This is a genomic window from Streptomyces sp. BK022 (genome assembly GCF_004217355.1).
In the GTDB taxonomy this organism is placed as follows: domain Bacteria; phylum Actinomycetota; class Actinomycetes; order Streptomycetales; family Streptomycetaceae; genus Streptomyces; species Streptomyces griseoluteus.
In genome coordinates this window covers 399,446-419,037 of record NZ_SHKU01000003.1, presented here as the reverse complement: position 1 = coordinate 419,037, position 19,592 = coordinate 399,446, and the positions used below count along the sequence as shown (strand labels likewise).

Sequence of the window (19,592 nt, the reverse complement as noted above, 5' to 3'; positions counted from 1 at the left end):
CTGCCGTGGCTCCGGCACGGCAGTCCAGCCCCGGAGGAGGGCGCCGGGGATCAGGCGGTGCTCTCCGGGCGGGGCTTCTTCTGCCAGGGGTAGGCGGGCCGGGCGGCGGGCGGGGTGATGGCGGCCCGGTCCTCCGGTTCGGGGCGGCCTTCCCGTTCGCGGGGCCAGGTCTGGCGGCGGCTCGCCGCCTCGTCGCTGTCGGCCGGGGCCTCGGGCCAGGGAGCGGTGGCCTGGGACGTCGCGTCGGTCCAGTGGCGCAGGGCGCCCGCCTCGATGTCGATCTGGGAGCTGAGGGCGTCCAGGTCGTCCTCGGCGAAGCGGCTCGCGCGGTCGCGGGCGGCCCAGCGCAGGGAGTCGGCGGAGGCGGTGATGCGCTCGGTCCGGGTGCGCAGCTCGGGGAGGCGGGCGGTGAGGGTGGCCCGGTCGGGCTCGGACTCCAGGTGCTTGAGGACGACGTCCAGCTCGCGGCCGTGCACGCTGAGACGTTCGAAGAGGCCGAGGGACTCCTTCAGCGAGGCGTCCTCGGCCGGGCCGGCGTGCAGGGCGTCCTGGGTGGCGCGCATGGAGGTGCGCAGGGTGAGCCGGAGCTGGGCGATCTCGCCGGCGGGGCCGGGGCGGGTGAGGGACTTGGCGCGCAGGGTGTGGTCCTCGACCGTGCGGCGGCCCTGGGCGATGGTGCGGTCCACGCTGCGCTTGGCGGCGGTGACCGCCTTCACCGTGGCGTAGGTGCCGAGGACGACGAGCAGCACGAAGAGCACGGCGAACACGGTGATCACTGCTTCCATGGCGCGTTCCTCCTCAGGGTGCGGCCACGAGCCGCCTCGCTCCGCGCCGCCTCTTTCTCCACCGTCTCCACGGTAAACGCAGCGGGCAGGCCCCGGGTTCCACCGGAACCCGGAACCTGCCCGTAGGGGATCACCCCGACACTCGCGCCGGCACCCGGAGCGTGGGCGCCCGGAGCGTGGGCGCCCGGAGCGTGGGCGCCCGGCGAGGCACGGCGTCTCAGCCGCTGACGATGTTCACCAGCTTCGGCGCCCGCACGATCACCTTGCGGATCGGCGCCCCGGCCAGCGCGGCGACGACCTTCTCGTCACCCAGGGCGGCCTTCTCCAGCTCCTCGTCGGAGATGCTCGGCGGCACCTCCAGGCGGGCCTTGACCTTGCCCTTGATCTGCACGACGCAGGTCACGGTCTCGTCGATCAGGTAGCGCGGGTCCGCGACCGGGAAGTCCTGGTGGACGACGGAGTCGGTGTGGCCCAGCGCGCGCCACAGCTCCTCGGCGATGTGCGGGGCCAGCGGGGCGATCATCAGCACCAGCGGCTCGGCGACCGTGCGGGGCAGGGCACCGCCGCTGCCGTACGCCTTGGTCAGGTGGTTGTTCAGCTCGGTGACCTTGGCGATGGCCGTGTTGAAGCGCAGCCCCTCCAGGTCCTGGCCGACGCCGTCGATCGCCTTGTTGAGGGCGCGCAGGGTGTCCTCGTCGGGCTCGGCGTCGGTGACGGTCGGGGCGCCGGTGTTCTCGTCGACGATGTTGCGCCACAGCCGCTGGAGCAGCCGGAACTGGCCGACGACCGCGCGGGTGTCCCAGGGGCGGGAGACGTCCAGCGGGCCCATCGCCATCTCGTACAGGCGCAGGGTGTCGGCGCCGTACTCGGCGGCGATCTCGTCCGGCGTGACGGCGTTCTTCAGGGACTTGCCCATCTTGCCGAGCAGCCGGGAGACCTTCTCGCCCTGGTACCAGAAGGCGCCGTCGCGCTCCTCGACCTCGGCGGCGGGGACGGCGATGCCGCGGCTGTCGCGGTAGACGTACGCCTGGATCATGCCCTGGTTGTACAGCTTGTGGAACGGCTCGGCGGACGAGACGTGTCCCAGGTCGAAGAGGACCTTGGACCAGAAGCGGGCGTACAGCAGGTGCAGTACGGCGTGCTCGGCGCCGCCGACGTACAGGTCGACACCGCCGTGCGGCATGCCCTCGCGCGGGCCCATCCAGTACTGCTCGATGGCGGGGTCGACCAGCGCGCGGTCGTTGTGCGGGTCCAGGTAGCGGAACTCGTACCAGCAGGAACCGGCCCAGTTGGGCATGGTGTTGGTCTCGCGGCGGTACTTCTTGGGGCCGTCGCCCAGGTCCAGGGTGACGTGGACCCACTCGTCGTTGCGCGAGAGGGGGGTCTCGGGCTGGGTGTCGGCGTCGTCGGGCTCGAAGGTGCGCGGGCTGTAGTCCTCGACCTCGGGCAGCTCCAGCGGGAGCATCGACTCGGGCAGCGCGTGGGCGATGCCTTCCTCGTCGTAGACGATCGGGAAGGGCTCGCCCCAGTAGCGCTGGCGGCTGAACAGCCAGTCCCGCAGCCGGAAGTTGACGGTGCCCTCGCCGATGCCGGTCTCGGTCAGCCACTCGGTGATGCGGGCCTTGGCCTCGGGGACGGCCAGGCCGTCCAGGGTGACGGACTCGCCGGCGGAGTTGACCAGCGTGGCGTCGTAGGAGGCGAAGGCGTCGTCCCAGGTGGCGGTGTCGGTGCCGCGGCCGTCGGTGGGCTCGACCACGCAGCGGATCGGCAGGTCGAAGGCGCGGGCGAACGCGAAGTCACGCGTGTCGTGGGCGGGGACGGCCATGATGGCGCCGGTGCCGTAGCCCATGAGGACGTAGTCGGCGATGAAGACCGGGACCTGCTCGCCGTTGACCGGGTTGACCGCGAACACACCGGTGAAGACGCCGGTCTTGTCCTTGGCCTCGGCCTGGCGCTCCACGTCGGACTTGGCGGCGGCCTGCGCGCGGTAGGCGGCCACGGCCTCGGCCGGGGTGGCGTGCCCGCCGGTCCACGCCTCGTGGGTGCCCTCGGGCCACGCCTCGGGGGTGAACTTCTCCACCAGCGGGTGCTCGGGCGCCAGCACCATGTAGGTGGCGCCGAACAGGGTGTCGGGGCGGGTGGTGAAGACGGTGATGCGCTCGCCGTCGACGGGGAAGTCGACGCGGGCGCCCTCGCTGCGGCCGATCCAGTTGCGCTGCTGGAGCTTGATGGCCTCGGGCCAGTCCAGCCCGTCCAGGTCCGCCAGCAGGCGGTCGGCGTAGGCGGTGATGCGCATGTTCCACTGGCGCAGCTTGGCCTTGAAGACCGGGAAGTTGCCGCGCTCGGAGCGGCCGTCGGCGGTGACCTCCTCGTTGGCCAGCACGGTACCCAGGCCCGGGCACCAGTTGACCGGCGCGTCGGAGGCGTAGGCCAGCCGGAACTCGCCCAGGACGTCGGCGCGCTCGGCGGCGGTCAGCTCGCTCCACGCGCGCGTGTGGCCCGGTACGGGGCGCTCACCGGACTCGAAGAGGGCGACCAGCTCGGAGATCGGACGGGCCTTGCCGGCCTCGTCGTCGTACCAGGAGTTGAAGATCTGGACGAAGATCCACTGGGTCCACTTGTAGTACTCGGGGTCGATCGTGGCGAACGACCGGCGCCTGTCGTGGCCCAGGCCCAGCCGGCGGAGCTGGGCCTTCATGTTCTCCATGTTGGCCTCGGTGGACACGCGGGGGTGCGTGCCGGTCTGCACCGCGTACTGCTCGGCGGGCAGGCCGAAGGCGTCGAAGCCCAGGGTGTGCAGGACGTTGTGCCCGGTCATGCGCTGGAAGCGGGCGTAGACGTCGGTGGCGATGTACCCCAGCGGGTGGCCGACGTGCAGGCCCGCGCCGGAGGGGTAGGGGAACATGTCCATGATGAACTTCTTGGGCTTCGCCGCCAGCTCGGCGTCGTCCGCCAGGTCGCCGGTGGGGTTCGGCGCGGCGTAGGTGCCGTCGACGTCCCAGAAGTCCTGCCAGCGTGCCTCGATCTCGGCAGCCAGGGCGGCCGTGTAGCGGTGCGGCGCGGCCTCCGCCGACGCGGCAGCGGTGGCGGCGGGGTTCGTCTCGCTCATGATCCTCAAAGCTCCATCGATCGTCTCTGCCCGCGGAAACGAAAAAGCCCCTCACACAGGAGGGGACGCCGCGCCGATGCCGACCGTCCGGTGCGACCGGTGGTCGGTACTGATCAGCGCGGCTCGCTAAGCAGAAGGCGTACAGCACGCATGGCGCTAGGGTACCGCAGCCCTTGAGCAAGCCGCGACGCGCGTGCGTATGCAGGTGAGACATGTCCGTACGGCCGCCAGATCTGAATCCGGGTCAAGGATTACTTCGCGTAACAGTCACTAAGGGACGACGCCGCAGGTGATTCGTCCTTTGATAACAACGCAATAACTCAAACCTCGTACTGATCGGTATGGCTCCACCTAGAGTTCGGCAGCGGGACCGCCTTCCCGAAACTGCTCGGAGTTGCCCCCATGAACCCTCGTCGTAGTAACAGCTCGCTCCCCAAGCCCGGCCGGTCGGCCTACGGGGTGGCGTCCGCTGTCGTCCTGCTGCTCATACCGGTGGTCGTGCTGGTGGGAGGCAGTCAGTTCCAAGAGTTCCTTAACTTCGGCGCGGGCGTACTGTCCCTCGTCTCGCTGAGCTGCTCGGTCATCTGGGGCCTGGTGGCCCAGGACCGGGTGCTGCTCAACACCCGCCAGCGGATCATCGGCCAGGCGGTGCACCGGACGACGGCGGTCGGCTCGATCGCGTTCCTGCTGCTGCACATCACCACCAAGATCGCGCTGGACCACACCCAGCTGATCGCGGCCCTCATCCCCTTCTCCCTCGGGGTCACCGGCAGCGGCGGCCTCATCGGCCTGGGCTCCCTGGCCGGCCTGCTGATGGTCTTCGTCGGCGTCACCGGCGCCCTGCGCAGCAACTTCGCCACCCCCGCCCCCGTGGCCGCCCGCTGGCGCGCGATGCACATGCTCGCCTACCCGGCGTGGTGCGCGGCCCTGGTGCACGGCCTGTACGCGGGCCGCCAGGCCAAGCCGGTCTTCGTGATCCTCTACGGCCTCTCCCTGCTCGGCGTGATGGCCGGCCTGGCGCTGCGCTCCGCTCCCCGCCCGGTCAAGCGCCGGCTCGCCGACCGCCTGGTCGGCCTCTTCGGCGGCGCCGAGGCCTCCGACCTGGACCGCCTGGAGGCGAGCCGGAGCCGCCGGAACGAACCGGGCTTCGACAACCGCCGCGAACCCCGCCGCGCCCCCGAGGCCCCGGCGGGCCCGCTGTACCAGTCCCCGGCCGCCCCCGCTCCGGACCCCGGCTTCGCCGCCGCCTACCGCACCGCGGGCGGGCCGGGCACCGCCCGGCAGACGGTGAACACCGCCGGACCCGCGTCGAGCTGGCCGGTGCCGTCCCCGCCCCCGGTCGGCGAGGCCCCGCCCTCCTCCTACGACCCGATGCAGGACACCGGATACAACATCCCCGCCTATGGCAATCCGGGCACCCCCGGATACGGCGGAAGTGATGTGTACAACACCGGTGAGACGAACGCCCGCTACGGGACGTACAACTCCTCCGAAACGTTCAACAGCGGCCCCGCCTCCGAAGCGGTCCCCGGCGCCGGATACGACGCGCCGGGTTCGGGCGAGCCCTGGAACACGCCTTCCGGAGGCCATAGGTGAACGAGGCCCTTCCCGACGTCCCCGAAGTCCGCGTGGTCGGACTTCCCCAGCTCACGTCGGGTTTCGACCTTGTGGAGCGACTCGACCTGCCCATGCATCTCAAGGTGCACGGGCCGCTCGAGCCGCTCGGCGGTGAGCAGCTCGCGCAGCTGGCCGAGAAGATCCATCTCAAGGGGCGCGGCGGCGCGGGCTTCCCCTTCCACAAGAAACTCCGCTCGGTCGCCGAGTCGGCGATCAAGAAGGGGGTGCGCCCGGTCGTCGTCGTCAACGGCAGCGAGGACGAGCCGGCCTGCCGCAAGGACACGGTGCTGATCAACCGTGCACCGCACCTCATCCTGGACGGCGCGCTGCTGTGCGCCGAGGCGATGGGCGCGCGCACGCTGGTGATCGGTGTGACCCGCGAGTCCACCCAGCGCTCGATGGAGGCGGCCCTCGCCGAGCGCGGCCTGAGCAACTCGCGCCGCTCGGCGCTGCGCGCCTGGGTGCAGCGCAATCCGGTCCGCATGGTCACCGGCGCCGCCGCCTCGCTGATCCGCTCGGTGGACGGCGGCCCGGCGATCCCGCCCGGCCGCAAGATCAGCGCCTCGCAGAGCGGCGTCGGCGGGGTCCCCACCCTGCTCTCCAACGCCGAGACCTTCGCCCAGCTGGCCATCGCCGCCCGCATCGGCCCCGAGCGTTACGGCAACACCGGTCTGTACGACGAGCCGGGCACGGTGATGCTGACGGTGTCCGGCGCGGTCGCCCGCCCGATGGTGATCGAGGCCCCGACGGGTGTGCCGCTGCGCTACATCCTCCAGCTCGCCGGTGCCCCGCCGGTGCCGCAGGGCGTGCTGACCGGCGGTTACCACGGCAAGTGGATCGACGCGGCGACGGTGAACGAGGCGGTCGTCTCCCGCAACTCGCTGGACGCGGTGGGCGGCGCGCTGGGCGCGGGCGCGATCCTGCCGATCAGTCAGGAGACCTGCCCGCTGGGCGAGTCGCTGCGGGTGGCGCAGTGGCTGGCCGACGAGAGCGCCGGGCAGTGCGGCCCGTGCTACCTCGGACTCCCCGCCGCCGCGCGGGGCATGGAGGACATCATCAACGGCGGCGGCCCGGCCGCGCTGGAGGCGCTGAAGCAGGTCGCCAAGAACGTGAAGCGGCGCGGGGCGTGTTCGCACCCGGACGGCTCGGCGATGTTCCTGGAGTCGACCATCAAGGCGTTCACGGACGACCTGGCCGCCCATGTCCTCGGCAACGGCTGCGGACGCCCCGTGGAGGGCGTGCTGCCGCTGTTCGAGGACGGCAAGCTCCCCGCCGGCATCACGGGCGGCGCGGCGCCGGAGGAGTCCGGCGGCAGCCGCCAGAAGATCTACGTCGACTGGACGCTGTGCCGGGGCCACGGGCTCTGCGCGGACATCCTCCCGGAGGTCTTCGAGCTGGGCGCGGACGGCTTCCCGACGGTCGCCCAGGCCCAGGTCCCGCGCTACGCGGAGGCGAAGGCGCTGCGCGCCGTACGCCGCTGTCCGGCGCTCGCCCTGCGCATCGAGGAGGACACCCGCGGCCAGGCGCCCGCCCGGAACCTCCCGGTGGTTTCCCAGGGCCGGGGACGGCGCGCCTTGGGCCGCTGACACAGCCGGGCGGGCCGCCCCCGAGAGGGGACGGCCCGCCCGGCCACGGAATGACCACTGCGAACACGACGAAGGCGGACCGTCCTTACGACGGTCCGCCTTCGTTTTCTGTGGAGCTAAGGAGAATTGAACTCCTGACCTCCTGCATGCCATGCAGGCGCTCTACCAACTGAGCTATAGCCCCTTGTTGCTTTCCGCCCGGTTTCCCCGGCGGCGATGCCAACATTACACGGACCCCGGGGTGGAACACCAAATCGGTTCCGTGATGTCCGTTATGCCGCGATGTCCGCTATGCCGTGACGAAGGAGTAGAACCGCTTGAGCGTGCAGTGCTCCTCCAGCAGCCGGCCGTAGATCGGCTCCCCCTCGAGTTCGCGGTACGTCTCGATGGGGTCGCCTTTTATGATCAGCGCCCGGGCGCATTCCTCGCACCAGTACTGGTAGTCGGGGTTGATCGGCTCCATGTCGCGGACGATCGGGGTGCCGCTTCCGCACCAGTCGCACTTCCGCCTGTGTGCACCCATCGCTCAGCTCCAGCTGTGGCCAGGGGCCACGTGCGCGGAACCTCCAAGGATGCTCGCAGGCATCGCCACTCCCTCCCGTCGGGCCGAGCCCCCTTCCGGCCGTCTGATTCTGCCACGGCCGGGCCTGCACGGTCAGCGACGCCTCAGTACCGGTCCGGACACGGTCGCCCCTGGGCGAAGACCGTTCGCCGAGGTATACGACCATGGAACGCGAACGACTCAAGCGAACGGCCGAGCGGGGACAACCAGAAGATCCCGCCCCTCGAAGGGACGGGATCTTCATCACCGATCTCTGATCACTCACCAGGAGTGTCGATCTGTGGAGCTAAGGAGAATTGAACTCCTGACCTCCTGCATGCCATGCAGGCGCTCTACCAACTGAGCTATAGCCCCTCGCGTTCTTCCCGCTCCGCGGGGCGAACAAGAAGAACTTTAGCCTGTGACCTGCCGGAAAGTGAAATCCGGGTCCCGAGGCCCCGACCAGGGGGCTTCGGCGCGGCTCAGTCGTCGTCGCCGAGGACCGGCTCGGGCAGGGTGCCGGCGTTGTGCTCCAGCAGCCGCCAGCCGCGGGCACCCTCGCCGAGCACCGACCAGCAGCAGTTGGTCAGGCCGCCGAGGCTCTCCCAGTGGTGCGACTCCAGGCCGAGCAGCCGGCCGATGGTCGTACGGATGGTGCCGCCGTGGCTGACCACCACGAGGGTGCCGTCCTCGGGCAGCTTCTCCGTGTGCCGCAGCACGACGGGGGCGGCCCGGTCGGCGACCTCGGTCTCCAGCTCGCCACCGCCGCGCCGGACCGGCTCGCCGCGCTTCCAGGCGGCGTAGTCGTCGCCGAACCTGGCGATGATCTCCTCGTGCGTCAGGCCCTGCCAGACGCCCGCGTAGGTCTCCCGCAGCGCCTCGTCGCGGACGACATCGAGGCCGGTCAGGGCGGCCAGCTCGTCGGCCGTGTCGGAGGCGCGCCTGAGGTCCGAGGCGATGATCGCGTCCGGGCGCAGCGAGGCGAGCTGCCGGGCGGCCCGGCGGGCCTGGGCGAGGCCGGTCGCGGTCAGCTCGACGTCCGTGGTGCCTTGGAAGCGGCGTTCGACGTTCCACGCGGTCTGGCCGTGCCGCCACAGGATGACGCGGCGGCCCCGGCCGGTGCGGTCGGTCACCTCACCGGTGGCGCTCATCAGCGCTCCTGGCCAGGCTCGTCACCGGCCTCGTCCGCGTGCAGCTTGGCGTGCTCCTCGGCCTTGCCGCGGGTGGCGCGGGCCTCCTCGGGCAGCTCCAGCTCGGGGCAGTCCTTCCACAGGCGCTCCAGCGCGTAGAAGACGCGCTCCTCGCTGTGCTGGACGTGGACGACGATGTCGACGTAGTCCAGCAGGATCCAGCGGGACTCGCGGTCGCCCTCACGGCGGACGGGCTTGGCGCCGAGCTCCTTCAGCAGGCGCTCCTCGATCTCGTCGACGATCGCCCGGACCTGGCGGTCGTTCGGCGCGGAGGCCAGCAGGAAGGCGTCCGTGATCGACAGCACGTCGCTGACGTCGTAGGCGATGACGTCGTGGGCGAGCTTGTCGGCGGCCGCCTGGGCGGCGGTGTTGATGAGTTCGAGGGAACGGTCGGTGGCGGTCACTGTGCGGCTTTCGTTCGAGGACGGGGTGTGGTTGCGAAGACTGGAGGCGGGCCGCCGGGCGCGGGGCGCTTTTCCGGAGGCACCGGGACTCCAAGGGTCTCACGCGCGGCCGGGCCCACCCCACGTGTTCCGGTGCTCACGTGGGGTGTGCCGCTCGGTTCAGGAGGCGGCGGGCCGGTAGTCCTGGCCGAGGACGACGAGGACGTCGGCGCCGGAGGAGACGGCGCCCTTGGCCACCGCGGCGGCGGGCAGGCCGAGGGTCTTGGCGACCTCGGTGGCGTTCTGCTTGTCGGCGGCGTCGGAGTAGACCACTTCGGAGGCGGCCCGGGCGCCGGAGGCGGTGCCGCCCTCGATGAACCCGAAGCCGCCGCCGAGCAGCGTCACACGGGCCTTCTCGGTGTCGTCCTTGGCGCCGGTGGCGTTCTGCACGGCGACCCGGACCGCGGAGCCGGCGTCGGGGCTCTTGGCGGTGCCGCCCAGGATGTCCTTGACCACGCTGTCACTGGTCCCGGCGGTCAGTGTGCCGTCGCCCTGCACCGGCAGCGGGACCGTCCGGTACTTCCCGTCCTTGGCGAGGTCGGCCAGCCTGGCGAGGAAGGTGCCGAGGTCCTTGTCGGTGAGCGGCGGGTCGAGGATCTGCGCGAGGGTCTGCACGGTGGTCGTCGCGGCCGACGGGTCGGACGACAGCTTGCGCAGCGTGCCCTGCATGACCTCGCCGAACCGCTTGAGCTGGGCGTTCTCGGTCTCGCCGGGGCCCCGGTAGGTGGCGTAGGCGACGGCCGCCTTGCCGCTGAGGGTCTGGTCGCTGCCCTGGTGCACCAGCGGGGCGGCGCCCTTCTCCTTGGCGTCCGGGTCGGGCACGTCGGTGTCGGTGTCGATCTCGATGTTGCCGACCAGCTCCACGAGGTTCTGGAGGTAGGGCGTGTCCAGCCGCCAGGTGCCCTGGATGTCGGTGCCGAGGACGGTGTCGAGCTGGTCGCGGGTGCCGGAGGAGCCGTCGTCGTCCACCGACTTGGCGAGCGTGGTGGTGGTGCCCGAATCGTCGCTCAGCGCGAGGGAGTTGGGGAGCAGGACGGTGCTGCCGCGCTTGGTCGTGGTGTTGTCGACCAGCAGGACGGTGGAGGTGCCGCGCTTGCCGGTGTCGTGCAGGTGGACCACGATCACGTCGCGCTTCTGGGCGCCCGCGGCGACGGTGGTGCCCGTCGCGGTGCCGGGCGCGGAGACGCCGGGCAGTTTCCCGGCGTACCAGAGGTAGCCGGCGCCGCCCGCCACGACCAGGGCGAGGACCACGCCGAGGGCGATGATCCGGCTCCGGGCGCGGCGGCGGGCCTCCTCGCGGCGTTCCGTGCGGTTCTCGGTGAACTTCAGCCAGTCGATGACGTCCTCGGACTCGCCGTCCGGCTCCTCGACGAAGGCGAACTCCCCGTCCTCGCCCGCCTTTTGCCCTTCGGCCACGGGTGGCGCGGGCTCGGCGCCGCCATCGGGCCGCGTCTGCTGCGGGATGTACGCCGTCTGCTCGGTGACCCTCGGCTGCTGCCCGCTGGTCGCGGCCTGCCCGTAGGGGTCGTAGCCGGGTCCGGGGTCCTGGGTGGCGGCCCCGTACGGGTCGTAGGGGGCCTGCCGCGTCCCGTAGGGGTCGTAGCCGGGCGGTATGGGCTGTTGCCGCCCGGTGCCGTCACCGCCCTGGGCGTAGCCCTGTTGGTGCCCGTAGGGGTCGTAGGCCTGCTGCTGCTGCGGCTGCTGACGGGACGGGACCTGCTGGTAGACCGGGCGACCGTAGTCGTCATAGCCGACGATCTCGTACTGGTCCCCTCCGTAGCCGTCCTCGCCGTACCCAGCTTCGTATCGGTCGTTCACCGGTGCCCCTCTCGGCTCACTCGCCGCGGTACAGCTCGCGCTTGTCGATGTAGCGGACGACCCCGTCCGGGACCATGTACCAGATGGGGTCCCCCTTGGCGACTCTCGCCCGGCACTCGGTGGAGGAGATGGCCAGCGCGGGCACCTCGACCAGGGAGACCCCGCCCGCGGGCAGGCCGGCGTCGGTGAGCTGGTGGCCGGGGCGGGTGACGCCGACGAAGTGGGCCAGGGAGAAGAGTTCCTCGGAGTCGCGCCAGGTGAGCAGCTGGGCGAGGGCGTCGGCACCGGTGATGAAGAACAGGTCGGTGTCGGGGTTGAGGGCGCGCAGGTCGCGCAGGGTGTCCACGGTGTAGGTGGGGCCGCCGCGGTCGATGTCGATGCGGCTGACGGAGAACTGCGGGTTCTCGGCGGTGGCGATGACCGTCATCAGGTAGCGGTCCTCGGCCGGGGAGACGGCCCGGTGCGACTTCTGCCAGGGCTGGCCGGTGGGCACGAACACCACCTCGTCCAGCCGGAACCGCGCGGCGACCTCACTGGCCGCCACGAGGTGCCCGTGGTGGATCGGGTCGAAGGTGCCGCCCATGACGCCGAGCCTGCGCCGGCCCGTGCGGGCGGGACCGTGGTCCGGCGTGCTGCGCGGCCGTGCGTCGACGGTGCTCTCCGCCGGACCGGTAGGCATGTCCTGCTCTCCCATGCGTGCAGACCCTACCGGCCCGGCCTGCGCCTTCTCGCCGGGGACCGGCCGGGCCTCAGCGGTCGCGGTTGAAGCGGGTGGTGATCCACAGCAGGAGCAGCAGGATGAACAGGGCGCCGCCGCCGGTGATCGCGGGGTTCAGGCTGTTGTGGTTGCCGCCGTGCTCTGCGCCCTCGGCGGCGAGAGTGACCAACTGGGCAGCGGTGCTGTGGAGGCTCATCTTCGGCGTGACCTATCGCGTGTGGGCGGGATAAAGACGTCTGCCCATCGTAAGCGGGCACCCCCTCGGCGATCACGCCGACTCCGGCAAAGGGGCGTGCGGGGCCCGGCGGGAACCCCCGGGAGGCGTCAGTCGTCCTTCTGCTTGTAGCCGCGCAGGAGGAACCAGCCGGTCAGCGCGCAGCCCACGACCATCACGATCAGCACGATCCGGAGCAGGTTGCCCGGCCCCTGCTGCTGGGCGGCGCTCGACGCGGCCTCGGTCAGCCAGGCGGCTGCGGGGTGGTGCTCCATGACATGACTCCTTCGGGGGTGCTGCCCGTCCACGGTATATCCGCCTAGGCTGGGCCCGGTCCGGGGGGCGCAGCGGGTTATCCGAGACGCAGGGGGAAGACATGTCCGACGACCGTCACGAGCAGGCCGGCCACGAGCGGGTGCCGGGCCGTAACCGCAGCCGCTTCCCGGGGATCTCCTCGCGCGCGTACGAGCACCCGGCGGACCGCTCCGCCCTGGTGGCGCTGCGGAAACTGACCGGATTCGACACGGTGTTCAAGGCGCTGAGCGGGCTGCTGCCCGAGCGGAGCCTGAAGCTGCTGTTCCTGTCCGACTCGGTGCGGGTCTCCGACCGCCAGTTCGCGCACCTCGGCGACATGCTCCGGGACGCCTGCTACATCCTCGACCTGGACAAGGTCCCGGCGATGTACGTCACGCAGGACCCGAAGCCGAACGCGATGTGCATCGGCCTGGACGAGCCGGTCATCGTGGTGACCACCGGTCTGGTGGAGCTGCTGGACGAGGAGGAGATGCGGGCGGTCGTCGGCCACGAGGTGGGCCACGCGCTGTCCGGCCACTCCGTGTACCGCACGGTGCTGCTGTTCCTGACCTCGCTGGCACTGAAGGTGGCGTGGATTCCGCTGGGCAACGTGGCGATCATGGCGATCGTGACGGCGCTGCGGGAGTGGTTCCGCAAGTCCGAGCTGTCGGCCGACCGGGCCGGACTGCTGGTGGGCCAGGACCTCAGGGCGTCGATGCGCGGCCTGATGAAGATCGCGGGCGGCAACCACCTGCACGAGATGAACGTGGACGCGTTCCTGGAGCAGGCCGAGGAGTACGAGGCCGGGGGCGACCTGCGGGACTCGGTGCTGAAGATCCTGAACGTGCTGCCCCGCTCGCACCCCTTCACCACCATCCGGGCGGCCGAGCTGAAGAAGTGGGCCGGCTCCCGCGACTTCCAGCGGATCATGGACGGTCACTACCCGCGCCGCGAGGAGGACGGGGACGCCCGCGTCGGCGAGTCCTTCCGCCAGTCCGCCGCGAGCTACGCCGACGAGGTGCGCACCAGCAAGGACCCGCTGATGAAGCTGGTCTCGGACCTCGCGGGCGGCGCGGGCGACCTGGGCGGCCGGGTGAAGCGGGGGTTCAACGGCTTCACCGGGCAGGCCCCGAAGGACGGTCCCGCGAAGGACGCCCCGACAGGGGCGTGAGCAGCCGCGCTCACCCGCGCGGCTGGGCGCTGTCGGCCAGCGTGCCGCACAGGGAAGGGGCGGCGGTCCCGTAGGGGTCGGTGCCGGGCGGTCCGCCCGCCTCGGCGTGCTCGCCGGCCAGCAGGGGACGCAGGTAGGCGCCGGTGTCCGCGGCGCAGGAGAGCGGGCCCGCCTGGGTGCTGGAGACGGTCAGCCGGGTCTGGCCGATGCGCAGGGTGTCGCGGTCGAAGCGGAAGGTCAGCTCGCGGCGCACGGTGAACAGCGACACCGGGGTCTTCCCCTCGGTGCCGGCCGCGCGCACGGCGTAGACGAAGGTGCCGTCGGCCACGACCTGGAGGGTGGCCGCGTCGGTCTCGGTCACCGTGAGGGCGCCGCGGGTGCGGATGTCGTCGGCGGCCAGGGCGGTGCGGGCGGGGTCGAAGCGGACCATCCAGCCGGTGGGCGCGTGCCTGCCGTCGGCCGCCGGGGCGTCCATGCTCCGGTCGAACTGGTCGAGCTGGTCGGCGGCGATCAGGGCCCGTACGGGGCGTACCTGGCGGCCGGTGAGCACGTCGGGGTCGAGCGCGGAGTGCAGGACGTACTTGCGGGCGGTGTCGAGGGCCGCGAGGACCTGGCTGTCGGAGAAGTGGGCGGTGGGCTGGGAGGGGGGCAGCGGGATCCCGGCGAGGCCCACCGCGAACCGGGCCGCGGGGCTGCGGGCGTACAGCGTCCGGGCGTCGGGGGCGCCGGGCACCGGGCCGCGCGGGGCGAGGGGGACGACGCTCATGCGCAGCGGCTCGGTGGATCTCTTCACGGGGGCTGCGCCGTACGGGTGGCGGAAGCCCATGAAGACGGCGGTGCCGAAGGCCACGGCGAGCAGCAGCAGGAGCACCATGGCCTGCCGGGTGATGCCCCGGCGCAGAGGCGGGCGGCGGCGTACGGCGGGGGCGTGGTCGCTGACGCGTTCGCGGGCGGAGGACTCCTGGAGCCGGGCAGCGCGGACGAACGACTCGTCGAACACGACGGATCGGTACTCGTCCTCGGCACCGCCGGAAGCGCCCTCGGGTGTGCCCTCCGGTGGGTCTCCAGGCCCGCCCATACCTTCAGAGTAGGTCGCGGCGGCCCCGGGTAAACGCGCTGGTACGCGACAACTTCTGACAGGTTCCCACCAAAAATGCCCGGGTGGGCGTCAGGGAGCGGGCGGGATCGCGGAAACGGCCGGCCGGGACTGCCCGGCGGTGAGGGAGGGCACGGGCACGCCGTCCCGGCCGAGGCCGGTGGAGGCGGGCGCGGGTACCTGGTCCCGGCTGCCCGAGGATGCGCCCCGGTAGACGGCGGCGAAGGCCAGCGCGACCATGCCGACGCCCATCACCACGGCGAGCAGCCAGGCCACGGGCCGGTGCCAGCGCAGGCCCGCCAGGGGGCCGTCGTGGCCGTCGCGGGCGTAGCGGCCGTCGAGGCCGTCGTCGTCCAGGTCGTGGCCGAAACCGCTGCCTTCGGGGCCGTATCCCTCGTCGTAGGGGTCGGTGGGGGCGTGGGCGCGGCGGGCGTCGGTCTCGGACGCCTCGGCCCTTGCCTCGGCGGCGGCGAGGAGGCGCTCCACGGCGCTGGGCTCGTGGACGGTTGCCGCGGCGACGAAGGCCGCGTCGAACACCACGGAGGCGAACTCTTCGTCCGCCATTCCGCGGTCGTGGTCGTCGTCGGGCTCCCAGCCGTCAGGGAACGGCGTGCCCCCCACGTCCTCCGGCACGGGTCCAGAGTAGACCTGGGGGGTCAATTTGGGCAGACGGTATGGAAATTCGGCCGCCGTCCCGTGGCCGTCCGGTGAAGGTGCTCAGGGACGCACGTGGCCGTCGCCGGTGACGATGTACTTGGTGCTGGTCAGCTCCGGCAGGCCCATGGGGCCACGGGCGTGCAGCTTCTGGGTGGAGATGCCGATCTCCGCGCCGAAGCCGAACTGACCGCCGTCGGTGAAGCGGGTGGAGGCGTTCACGGCGACCGTGGTGGAGTCCACCAGACGGGTGAAGCGCCGGGCCGCCTGCTGACTGGTGGTGACGATCGCCTCGGTGTGGCCGGAGCTCCACAGCCGGATGTGCTCGACGGCCTTGTCGAGGGAGTCCACCACGGCGGCGGCGATGTCGTACGACAGGTACTCGGTCTCCCAGTCCTCCGGCACCGCCTCCACCACGGTCGCCTTCGTACCCTCGGCGTGGGCCAGGACGCGCGGGTCGGCGTGCACGGTGACCCCGGCCTCGGCGAGCGCGTCCAGGGCGCGGGGCAGGAAGGCCGCGGCGATGTCCTGGTGGACCAGCAGGGTCTCGGCGGCGTTGCAGACGCTGACCCGCTGGGCCTTGGAGTTGACCAGGATGTCGATCGCCATGTCGATGTCGGCGTCGGCGTCCACGTAGACGTGGCAGTTGCCGGTGCCGGTCTCGATGACGGGGACGGTGGACTCGCCGACCACGGTCCGGATCAGTGAGGCGCCGCCGCGCGGGATGAGCACGTCGACCAGGCCGCGGGCGCGCATCAGCTCGCGCACGCTCTCCCGGCTGTCCCCCGGCACGAGCTGCACGGCGTCGGCGGGCAGCCCGGCACCGCCCACGGCGTCCCGGATCACCCGGACCAGGGCGGTGTTGGACTCGTAGGCGGAGGCGGAGCCACGCAGCAGGACGGCGTTGCCGGACTTCAGGCAGAGCGCGGCGGCGTCGACGGTGACGTTGGGCCGGGCCTCGTAGATGATGCCGACGACGCCCAGCGGGACACGGACCTGGCGCAGGTCGATGCCGTTGGGCAGGGTGTTGCCCCGGACGACCTCGCCGACCGGGTCGGGCAGCTTCGCCACGTCGCGCACGTCGGCGGCGATGGCCCGGACCCGCTCCGGGGTGAGGGTGAGCCGGTCCACGACGGACTCGCTGGTGCCGTTCTCCCGCGCCCTGGCCACGTCACGGGCGTTGGCGGCCACGATCTCGGCGGTGCGGACCTCCAGCGCGTCCGCGACGGCGAGCAGCGCGTCGTCCTTGTCGGCACGCGGGAGCGGCGCGAGGGCGGCGGCGGCCGCCTTGGCCCGGTAGGCGGCCTGGGTGACCGGCGAGAGGGAGTCGTACGGGGAGAGCGTGGTCATGGGGGAAGGGTAGTGCGGGGCCGCCTGCCCTCAGGGGGTGTCCCGTACCGCGAGACGGGACGGAAGGTGCCCCTCAGAACGGGTGGATCCCTACGGGGGTGGCCGGCGCGGGCCCGTAGCCCTCGGCGATGCGCTGGTGGTAGGTCTCGCGGTCGATGACCTCCAGGCCGACGATCTCCCAGGGCGGCAGCCCGGCGGTCTGCCGGTGCTCGCCCCACAGCCGCAGCGCGACGGCCGCCGCGTCGTGCAGGTCGCGCGCCTCCTCCCAGTACCGGATCTCCGCGTGGTCACCGGCGTATCTGCTGGTCAGGAGGAAGGGGTGGTCGTGCGCGAGCTGCTCGAGGGCCCGCCGCAGGTCCTGTACGGGGACACGCTCCCCGGAGACGCTGAGGGTGACGTGCCACAGGCGGGGCAGGTCCTTGGGCTCCTCGTAGGTGCCCCCGGCCGCGACGCTCGTCAGAGCACCGCGGGACGCCGCCCCGGGACGGACTCGTCTCACGACGGCCTCCTTCACGCATGGCCCCTTGACGGGACGTGTCCCTTCAACGCGCCCCCGCAACAAAGTTGAGCAGGCCGCAGGGGCTCCGCGTGGCGGTTTCACGGAACGTCCCCCACCGGGGTCGTCCGGCGTGCCGGGCTTTTCCGGCTCCGTACCGGCGGTCAGGGGTGCAGGAGTACCAGGTCGTCCCGGTGGACGACCTCGCGTTCGTAGGCCGGGCCCAGCTCGCGTGCCAGCTCGCGGGTCGAACGCCCGAGCAGTTGGGGCAGTTCCCTGGCGTCGAAGTTCACCAGCCCCCGCGCCACCGCGTGCCCCGCCCGGTCCCGCAGCTCCACCGGGTCCCCGGCGCTGAACTCCCCGGTGACCGCGGCGATCCCGGCCGGCAGCAGGGAGCTGTGCCGCTCGACCACCGCGCGCACCGCGCCGTCGTCCAGGGTGAGGGTGCCCTGCGGGGTGGAGGCGTGCTGGAGCCAGAGCAGCCGGCCCGCCGAGCGCTTGCCGGTGGGATGGAAGCAGGTCCCGGTGTCGCCCCCCGCGAGGGCGTCGGCGGCGTGCACGGCGTTGGTGAGCACCACGGGGATGCCCGCGGCGGCCGCGATCCGGGCGGCCTCGACCTTGGTGACCATGCCCCCGGTGCCGACGCCCGCCTTGCCCGCGCTGCCGATCTCGACCCCGTCGAGGTCCCCCGGGCCGCGCACCTCGGCGATGCGGGAGGTGCCGGGGCGTGCGGGGTCGCCGTCGTAGACGCCGTCGATGTCGGAGAGGAGGACCAGCAGGTCGGCGTGGACGAGGTGGGCGACGAGGGCGGCGAGGCGGTCGTTGTCGCCGAAGCGGATCTCGTCGGTGGCGACGGTGTCGTTCTCGTTGACGACCGGGAAGGCGCCCATCGCCAGCAGCTTGTCCAGGGTGCGGGAGGCGTTGCGGTGGTGGGCGCGGCGGCTCATGTCGTCGCTGGTGAGCAGGACTTGGCCGACGCGGACGCCGTAGCGGGCGAAGGAGGCGGTGTACCGGGCGACCAGCAGGCCCTGGCCGACGCTGGCGGCGGCCTGCTGGCGGGCGAGGTCCTTCGGGCGGCGGTCCAGGCCGAGCGGGGCCAGTCCGGCGGCGATGGCGCCGGAGGAGACCAGCACGATCTCCTTCTCCCCGCCGCCGCGGACCTTCGCCAGCACGTCGACCAGCGCGTCCACGCGGTCCGCGTCGAGTCCGCCGGCGGCGGTGGTCAGCGAGGAGGACCCCACCTTGACGACGATCCGCCGGGCCTCGCCCACGGTCTGCCTTGCGCTTGCCACCTTGCCCGCTTCCCTCTCGCCCCGGTCCGTGTGCCCGCAATCTACGGGAATGCCGGTGGCCGGTGCAGCCGGGTTTCAGCAGGCGGACGGCGGGTGCGGTGCGGGTACGGAGTGCGGGCGGGGCACGTTCTGCGACCATGGAGCCCATGCGAAAAGGCGGTGCGGTGCGAGCGGTTGCGGCTGCGGCGGGCGCGGGGTTGCTCGTCCTCGGGGCGACGGGGTGCGGGGGTCCGCAGAAGAAGGACACGGCTTCCGCGCGGGCCGAGGACGACAGAAAGGCCCCCGAGGCCGGCCTGAAGCGGGTGCCCGGCGTCGGTGACCGGCTGTGGAAGCGCGTGCCCGAGGAGTCCCGGCAGGTGCTGGTCGTCTCCGGCGAGGGGCGCGACTCGGCCGACTCGCACGCGGCGTTCTACACGAAGCGGGGGGCGACCTGGACGCGTGAGCGCGCCTGGGCCACCCACAACGGCCGCAAGGGCTGGACGACCGACCACCATGAGGACGATCTGCGCAGCCCGGTCGGGGTGTTCACGCTCAGCGACGCCGGCGGGGTGCTGGCCCAGCCGGGGGCCAGGCTGCCCTACACCGAGTCGGCCGCGTTCCAGGCGCCGCACTACTGGAAGAAGTCGTACTGGCACGACTTCGACCTCGTCATCGCCATCGACTACAACCGCGTCAAGGGCACCCCGCCCAACGACCAGACGCGCCCGCAGGGGCAGTCCAAGGGCGGCAACATCTGGCTGCACATGGACCACGGCAGCGGCACGTCGGCGTGCGTGAGCCAGTCGAAGGCCGACATGGAGTACCTGCTGCGCACGCTGGACCCGAAGCAGCGTCCGGTCGTGGTGATGGGCGACCAGGCGGACCTGAAGGTGTGAATTCCGTGAGAGGGCGCACATCAATTCACGCCGCCTTCATTTGCGCCATCTTCACCACGGCGCCGGAAAACGCCGGTTCGGAAATTCCGCCGGCGTGACGCCGATATCACCGGCGCAATATATCGCCGCAACTCGGACATCACGCGCAAACAAGTGCCGACTGCACAACATCCGCACACACAACTCCCGCTGAGCGCTTCGTCTCACCGAACGGCAACACTTGCGTCACGACTGTGGAACCGGTGCGCCGCCGGGGCCGCCCGCGGCCGGGCGCCAACGGGCCGCCGGATCCCCGCCGTCCCCTTGCGAGCCGGGGTGCGGACCGCTTCGGCGGCGGCCGGTG

General features: G+C 72.0%; 18 protein-coding genes and 2 tRNA genes. 4 read left to right on the top strand and 16 right to left on the bottom strand.

Annotation, left to right across the window (positions count from 1 at the left end):
- Positions 1-50: 50 nt before the first annotated feature.
- Positions 51-785, bottom strand: coding sequence for a hypothetical protein (locus EV284_RS13395; protein WP_130333630.1), 735 nt, complete (start codon positions 783-785; stop codon positions 51-53).
- 217 nt (positions 786-1,002) lie between these two features.
- A complete protein-coding gene (leuS, locus tag EV284_RS13390; protein ID WP_130333628.1) occupies positions 1,003-3,894 on the bottom strand; it encodes a leucine--tRNA ligase in 2,892 nt (963 codons plus the stop codon).
- Positions 3,895-4,296: 402 nt separating this feature from the next.
- Here leuS and EV284_RS13380 point away from each other — a divergent pair, with 402 nt between their 5' ends.
- Together EV284_RS13380 and EV284_RS13375 are read left to right on the top strand one after the other, a co-directional pair.
- On the top strand, positions 4,297-5,490 hold the full coding sequence (locus EV284_RS13380; RefSeq protein WP_207229020.1) for a cytochrome b/b6 domain-containing protein: 1,194 nt from the start codon (positions 4,297-4,299) through the stop codon (positions 5,488-5,490).
- Positions 5,487-7,097 (top strand): NADH-quinone oxidoreductase subunit NuoF family protein, encoded by a 1,611-nt coding sequence (locus tag EV284_RS13375; RefSeq protein ID WP_031183656.1) that lies wholly within the window; start codon positions 5,487-5,489, stop codon positions 7,095-7,097. Before EV284_RS13380 ends, EV284_RS13375 begins: the two co-directional genes overlap by 4 nt.
- Before the next feature lie 111 nt (positions 7,098-7,208).
- On the opposite strand, the gene EV284_RS13370 is transcribed toward EV284_RS13375, so the two are convergent.
- From EV284_RS13370 to EV284_RS13335, 9 genes are all read right to left on the bottom strand, one after another.
- Positions 7,209-7,281, bottom strand: a tRNA-Ala gene (locus tag EV284_RS13370).
- 105 nt (positions 7,282-7,386) lie between these two features.
- Positions 7,387-7,620 (bottom strand): hypothetical protein, encoded by a 234-nt coding sequence (locus EV284_RS13365; RefSeq protein WP_006136074.1) that lies wholly within the window; start codon positions 7,618-7,620, stop codon positions 7,387-7,389.
- Positions 7,621-7,940: 320 nt separating this feature from the next.
- A tRNA-Ala gene (locus tag EV284_RS13360) sits at positions 7,941-8,013 on the bottom strand.
- Positions 8,014-8,120: 107 nt separating this feature from the next.
- Complete coding sequence (locus EV284_RS13355) at positions 8,121-8,789, bottom strand: histidine phosphatase family protein (protein WP_130333626.1); 669 nt, start codon at positions 8,787-8,789, stop codon at positions 8,121-8,123.
- The gene (gene rsfS / locus EV284_RS13350) at positions 8,789-9,232 is read right to left on the bottom strand and encodes a ribosome silencing factor (RefSeq protein WP_130333624.1); all 444 of its coding nucleotides are present in this window, start codon (positions 9,230-9,232) and stop codon (positions 8,789-8,791) included. The genes EV284_RS13355 and rsfS overlap by 1 nt, the downstream gene beginning before the upstream one ends.
- Positions 9,233-9,391: 159 nt before the next feature.
- Complete coding sequence (locus EV284_RS13345; protein WP_130333622.1) at positions 9,392-11,089, bottom strand: LCP family protein; 1,698 nt, start codon at positions 11,087-11,089, stop codon at positions 9,392-9,394.
- Between the two features lie 16 nt (positions 11,090-11,105).
- Positions 11,106-11,783: a nicotinate-nucleotide adenylyltransferase gene (gene nadD / locus EV284_RS13340; RefSeq protein WP_130333620.1), complete on the bottom strand. Its 678-nt coding sequence runs from the start codon at positions 11,781-11,783 to the stop codon at positions 11,106-11,108.
- 55 nt (positions 11,784-11,838) lie between these two features.
- Entirely contained in the window at positions 11,839-12,003 is a 165-nt protein-coding gene (locus EV284_RS32675) for a hypothetical protein (RefSeq protein WP_030814997.1), read from the bottom strand.
- Between the two features lie 128 nt (positions 12,004-12,131).
- Entirely contained in the window at positions 12,132-12,296 is a 165-nt protein-coding gene (locus EV284_RS13335) for a hypothetical protein (protein ID WP_130333618.1), read from the bottom strand.
- Between the two features lie 101 nt (positions 12,297-12,397).
- Here EV284_RS13335 and EV284_RS13330 point away from each other — a divergent pair, with 101 nt between their 5' ends.
- Positions 12,398-13,486: a M48 family metallopeptidase gene (locus tag EV284_RS13330; RefSeq protein WP_130333616.1), complete on the top strand. Its 1,089-nt coding sequence runs from the start codon at positions 12,398-12,400 to the stop codon at positions 13,484-13,486.
- A 10-nt stretch (positions 13,487-13,496) separates the two neighbouring features.
- Here EV284_RS13330 and EV284_RS13325 read toward each other — a convergent pair whose 3' ends face one another.
- From EV284_RS13325 to proB, 5 genes are all read right to left on the bottom strand, one after another.
- Positions 13,497-14,564 (bottom strand): hypothetical protein, encoded by a 1,068-nt coding sequence (locus EV284_RS13325; RefSeq protein WP_130333614.1) that lies wholly within the window; start codon positions 14,562-14,564, stop codon positions 13,497-13,499.
- 90 nt (positions 14,565-14,654) lie between these two features.
- Positions 14,655-15,215 carry a hypothetical protein gene (locus EV284_RS13320; RefSeq protein WP_130333612.1) on the bottom strand — a complete coding sequence of 187 codons (561 nt, stop codon included), beginning with the start codon at positions 15,213-15,215 and terminating at the stop codon, positions 14,655-14,657.
- Between the two features lie 84 nt (positions 15,216-15,299).
- The gene (locus EV284_RS13315) at positions 15,300-16,586 is read right to left on the bottom strand and encodes a glutamate-5-semialdehyde dehydrogenase (protein WP_130333610.1); all 1,287 of its coding nucleotides are present in this window, start codon (positions 16,584-16,586) and stop codon (positions 15,300-15,302) included.
- A gap of 73 nt (positions 16,587-16,659) precedes the next feature.
- Positions 16,660-17,085, bottom strand: coding sequence for a hypothetical protein (locus EV284_RS13310; protein WP_130333608.1), 426 nt, complete (start codon positions 17,083-17,085; stop codon positions 16,660-16,662).
- Positions 17,086-17,246: 161 nt separating this feature from the next.
- Positions 17,247-18,353 (bottom strand): glutamate 5-kinase, encoded by a 1,107-nt coding sequence (gene proB / locus EV284_RS13305; RefSeq protein ID WP_130334690.1) that lies wholly within the window; start codon positions 18,351-18,353, stop codon positions 17,247-17,249.
- A 167-nt stretch (positions 18,354-18,520) separates the two neighbouring features.
- Between proB and EV284_RS13300 the strand changes: the two genes are divergently transcribed.
- Positions 18,521-19,249, top strand: coding sequence for a hypothetical protein (locus EV284_RS13300; protein WP_130333606.1), 729 nt, complete (start codon positions 18,521-18,523; stop codon positions 19,247-19,249).
- Positions 19,250-19,592: the final 343 nt, after the last annotated feature.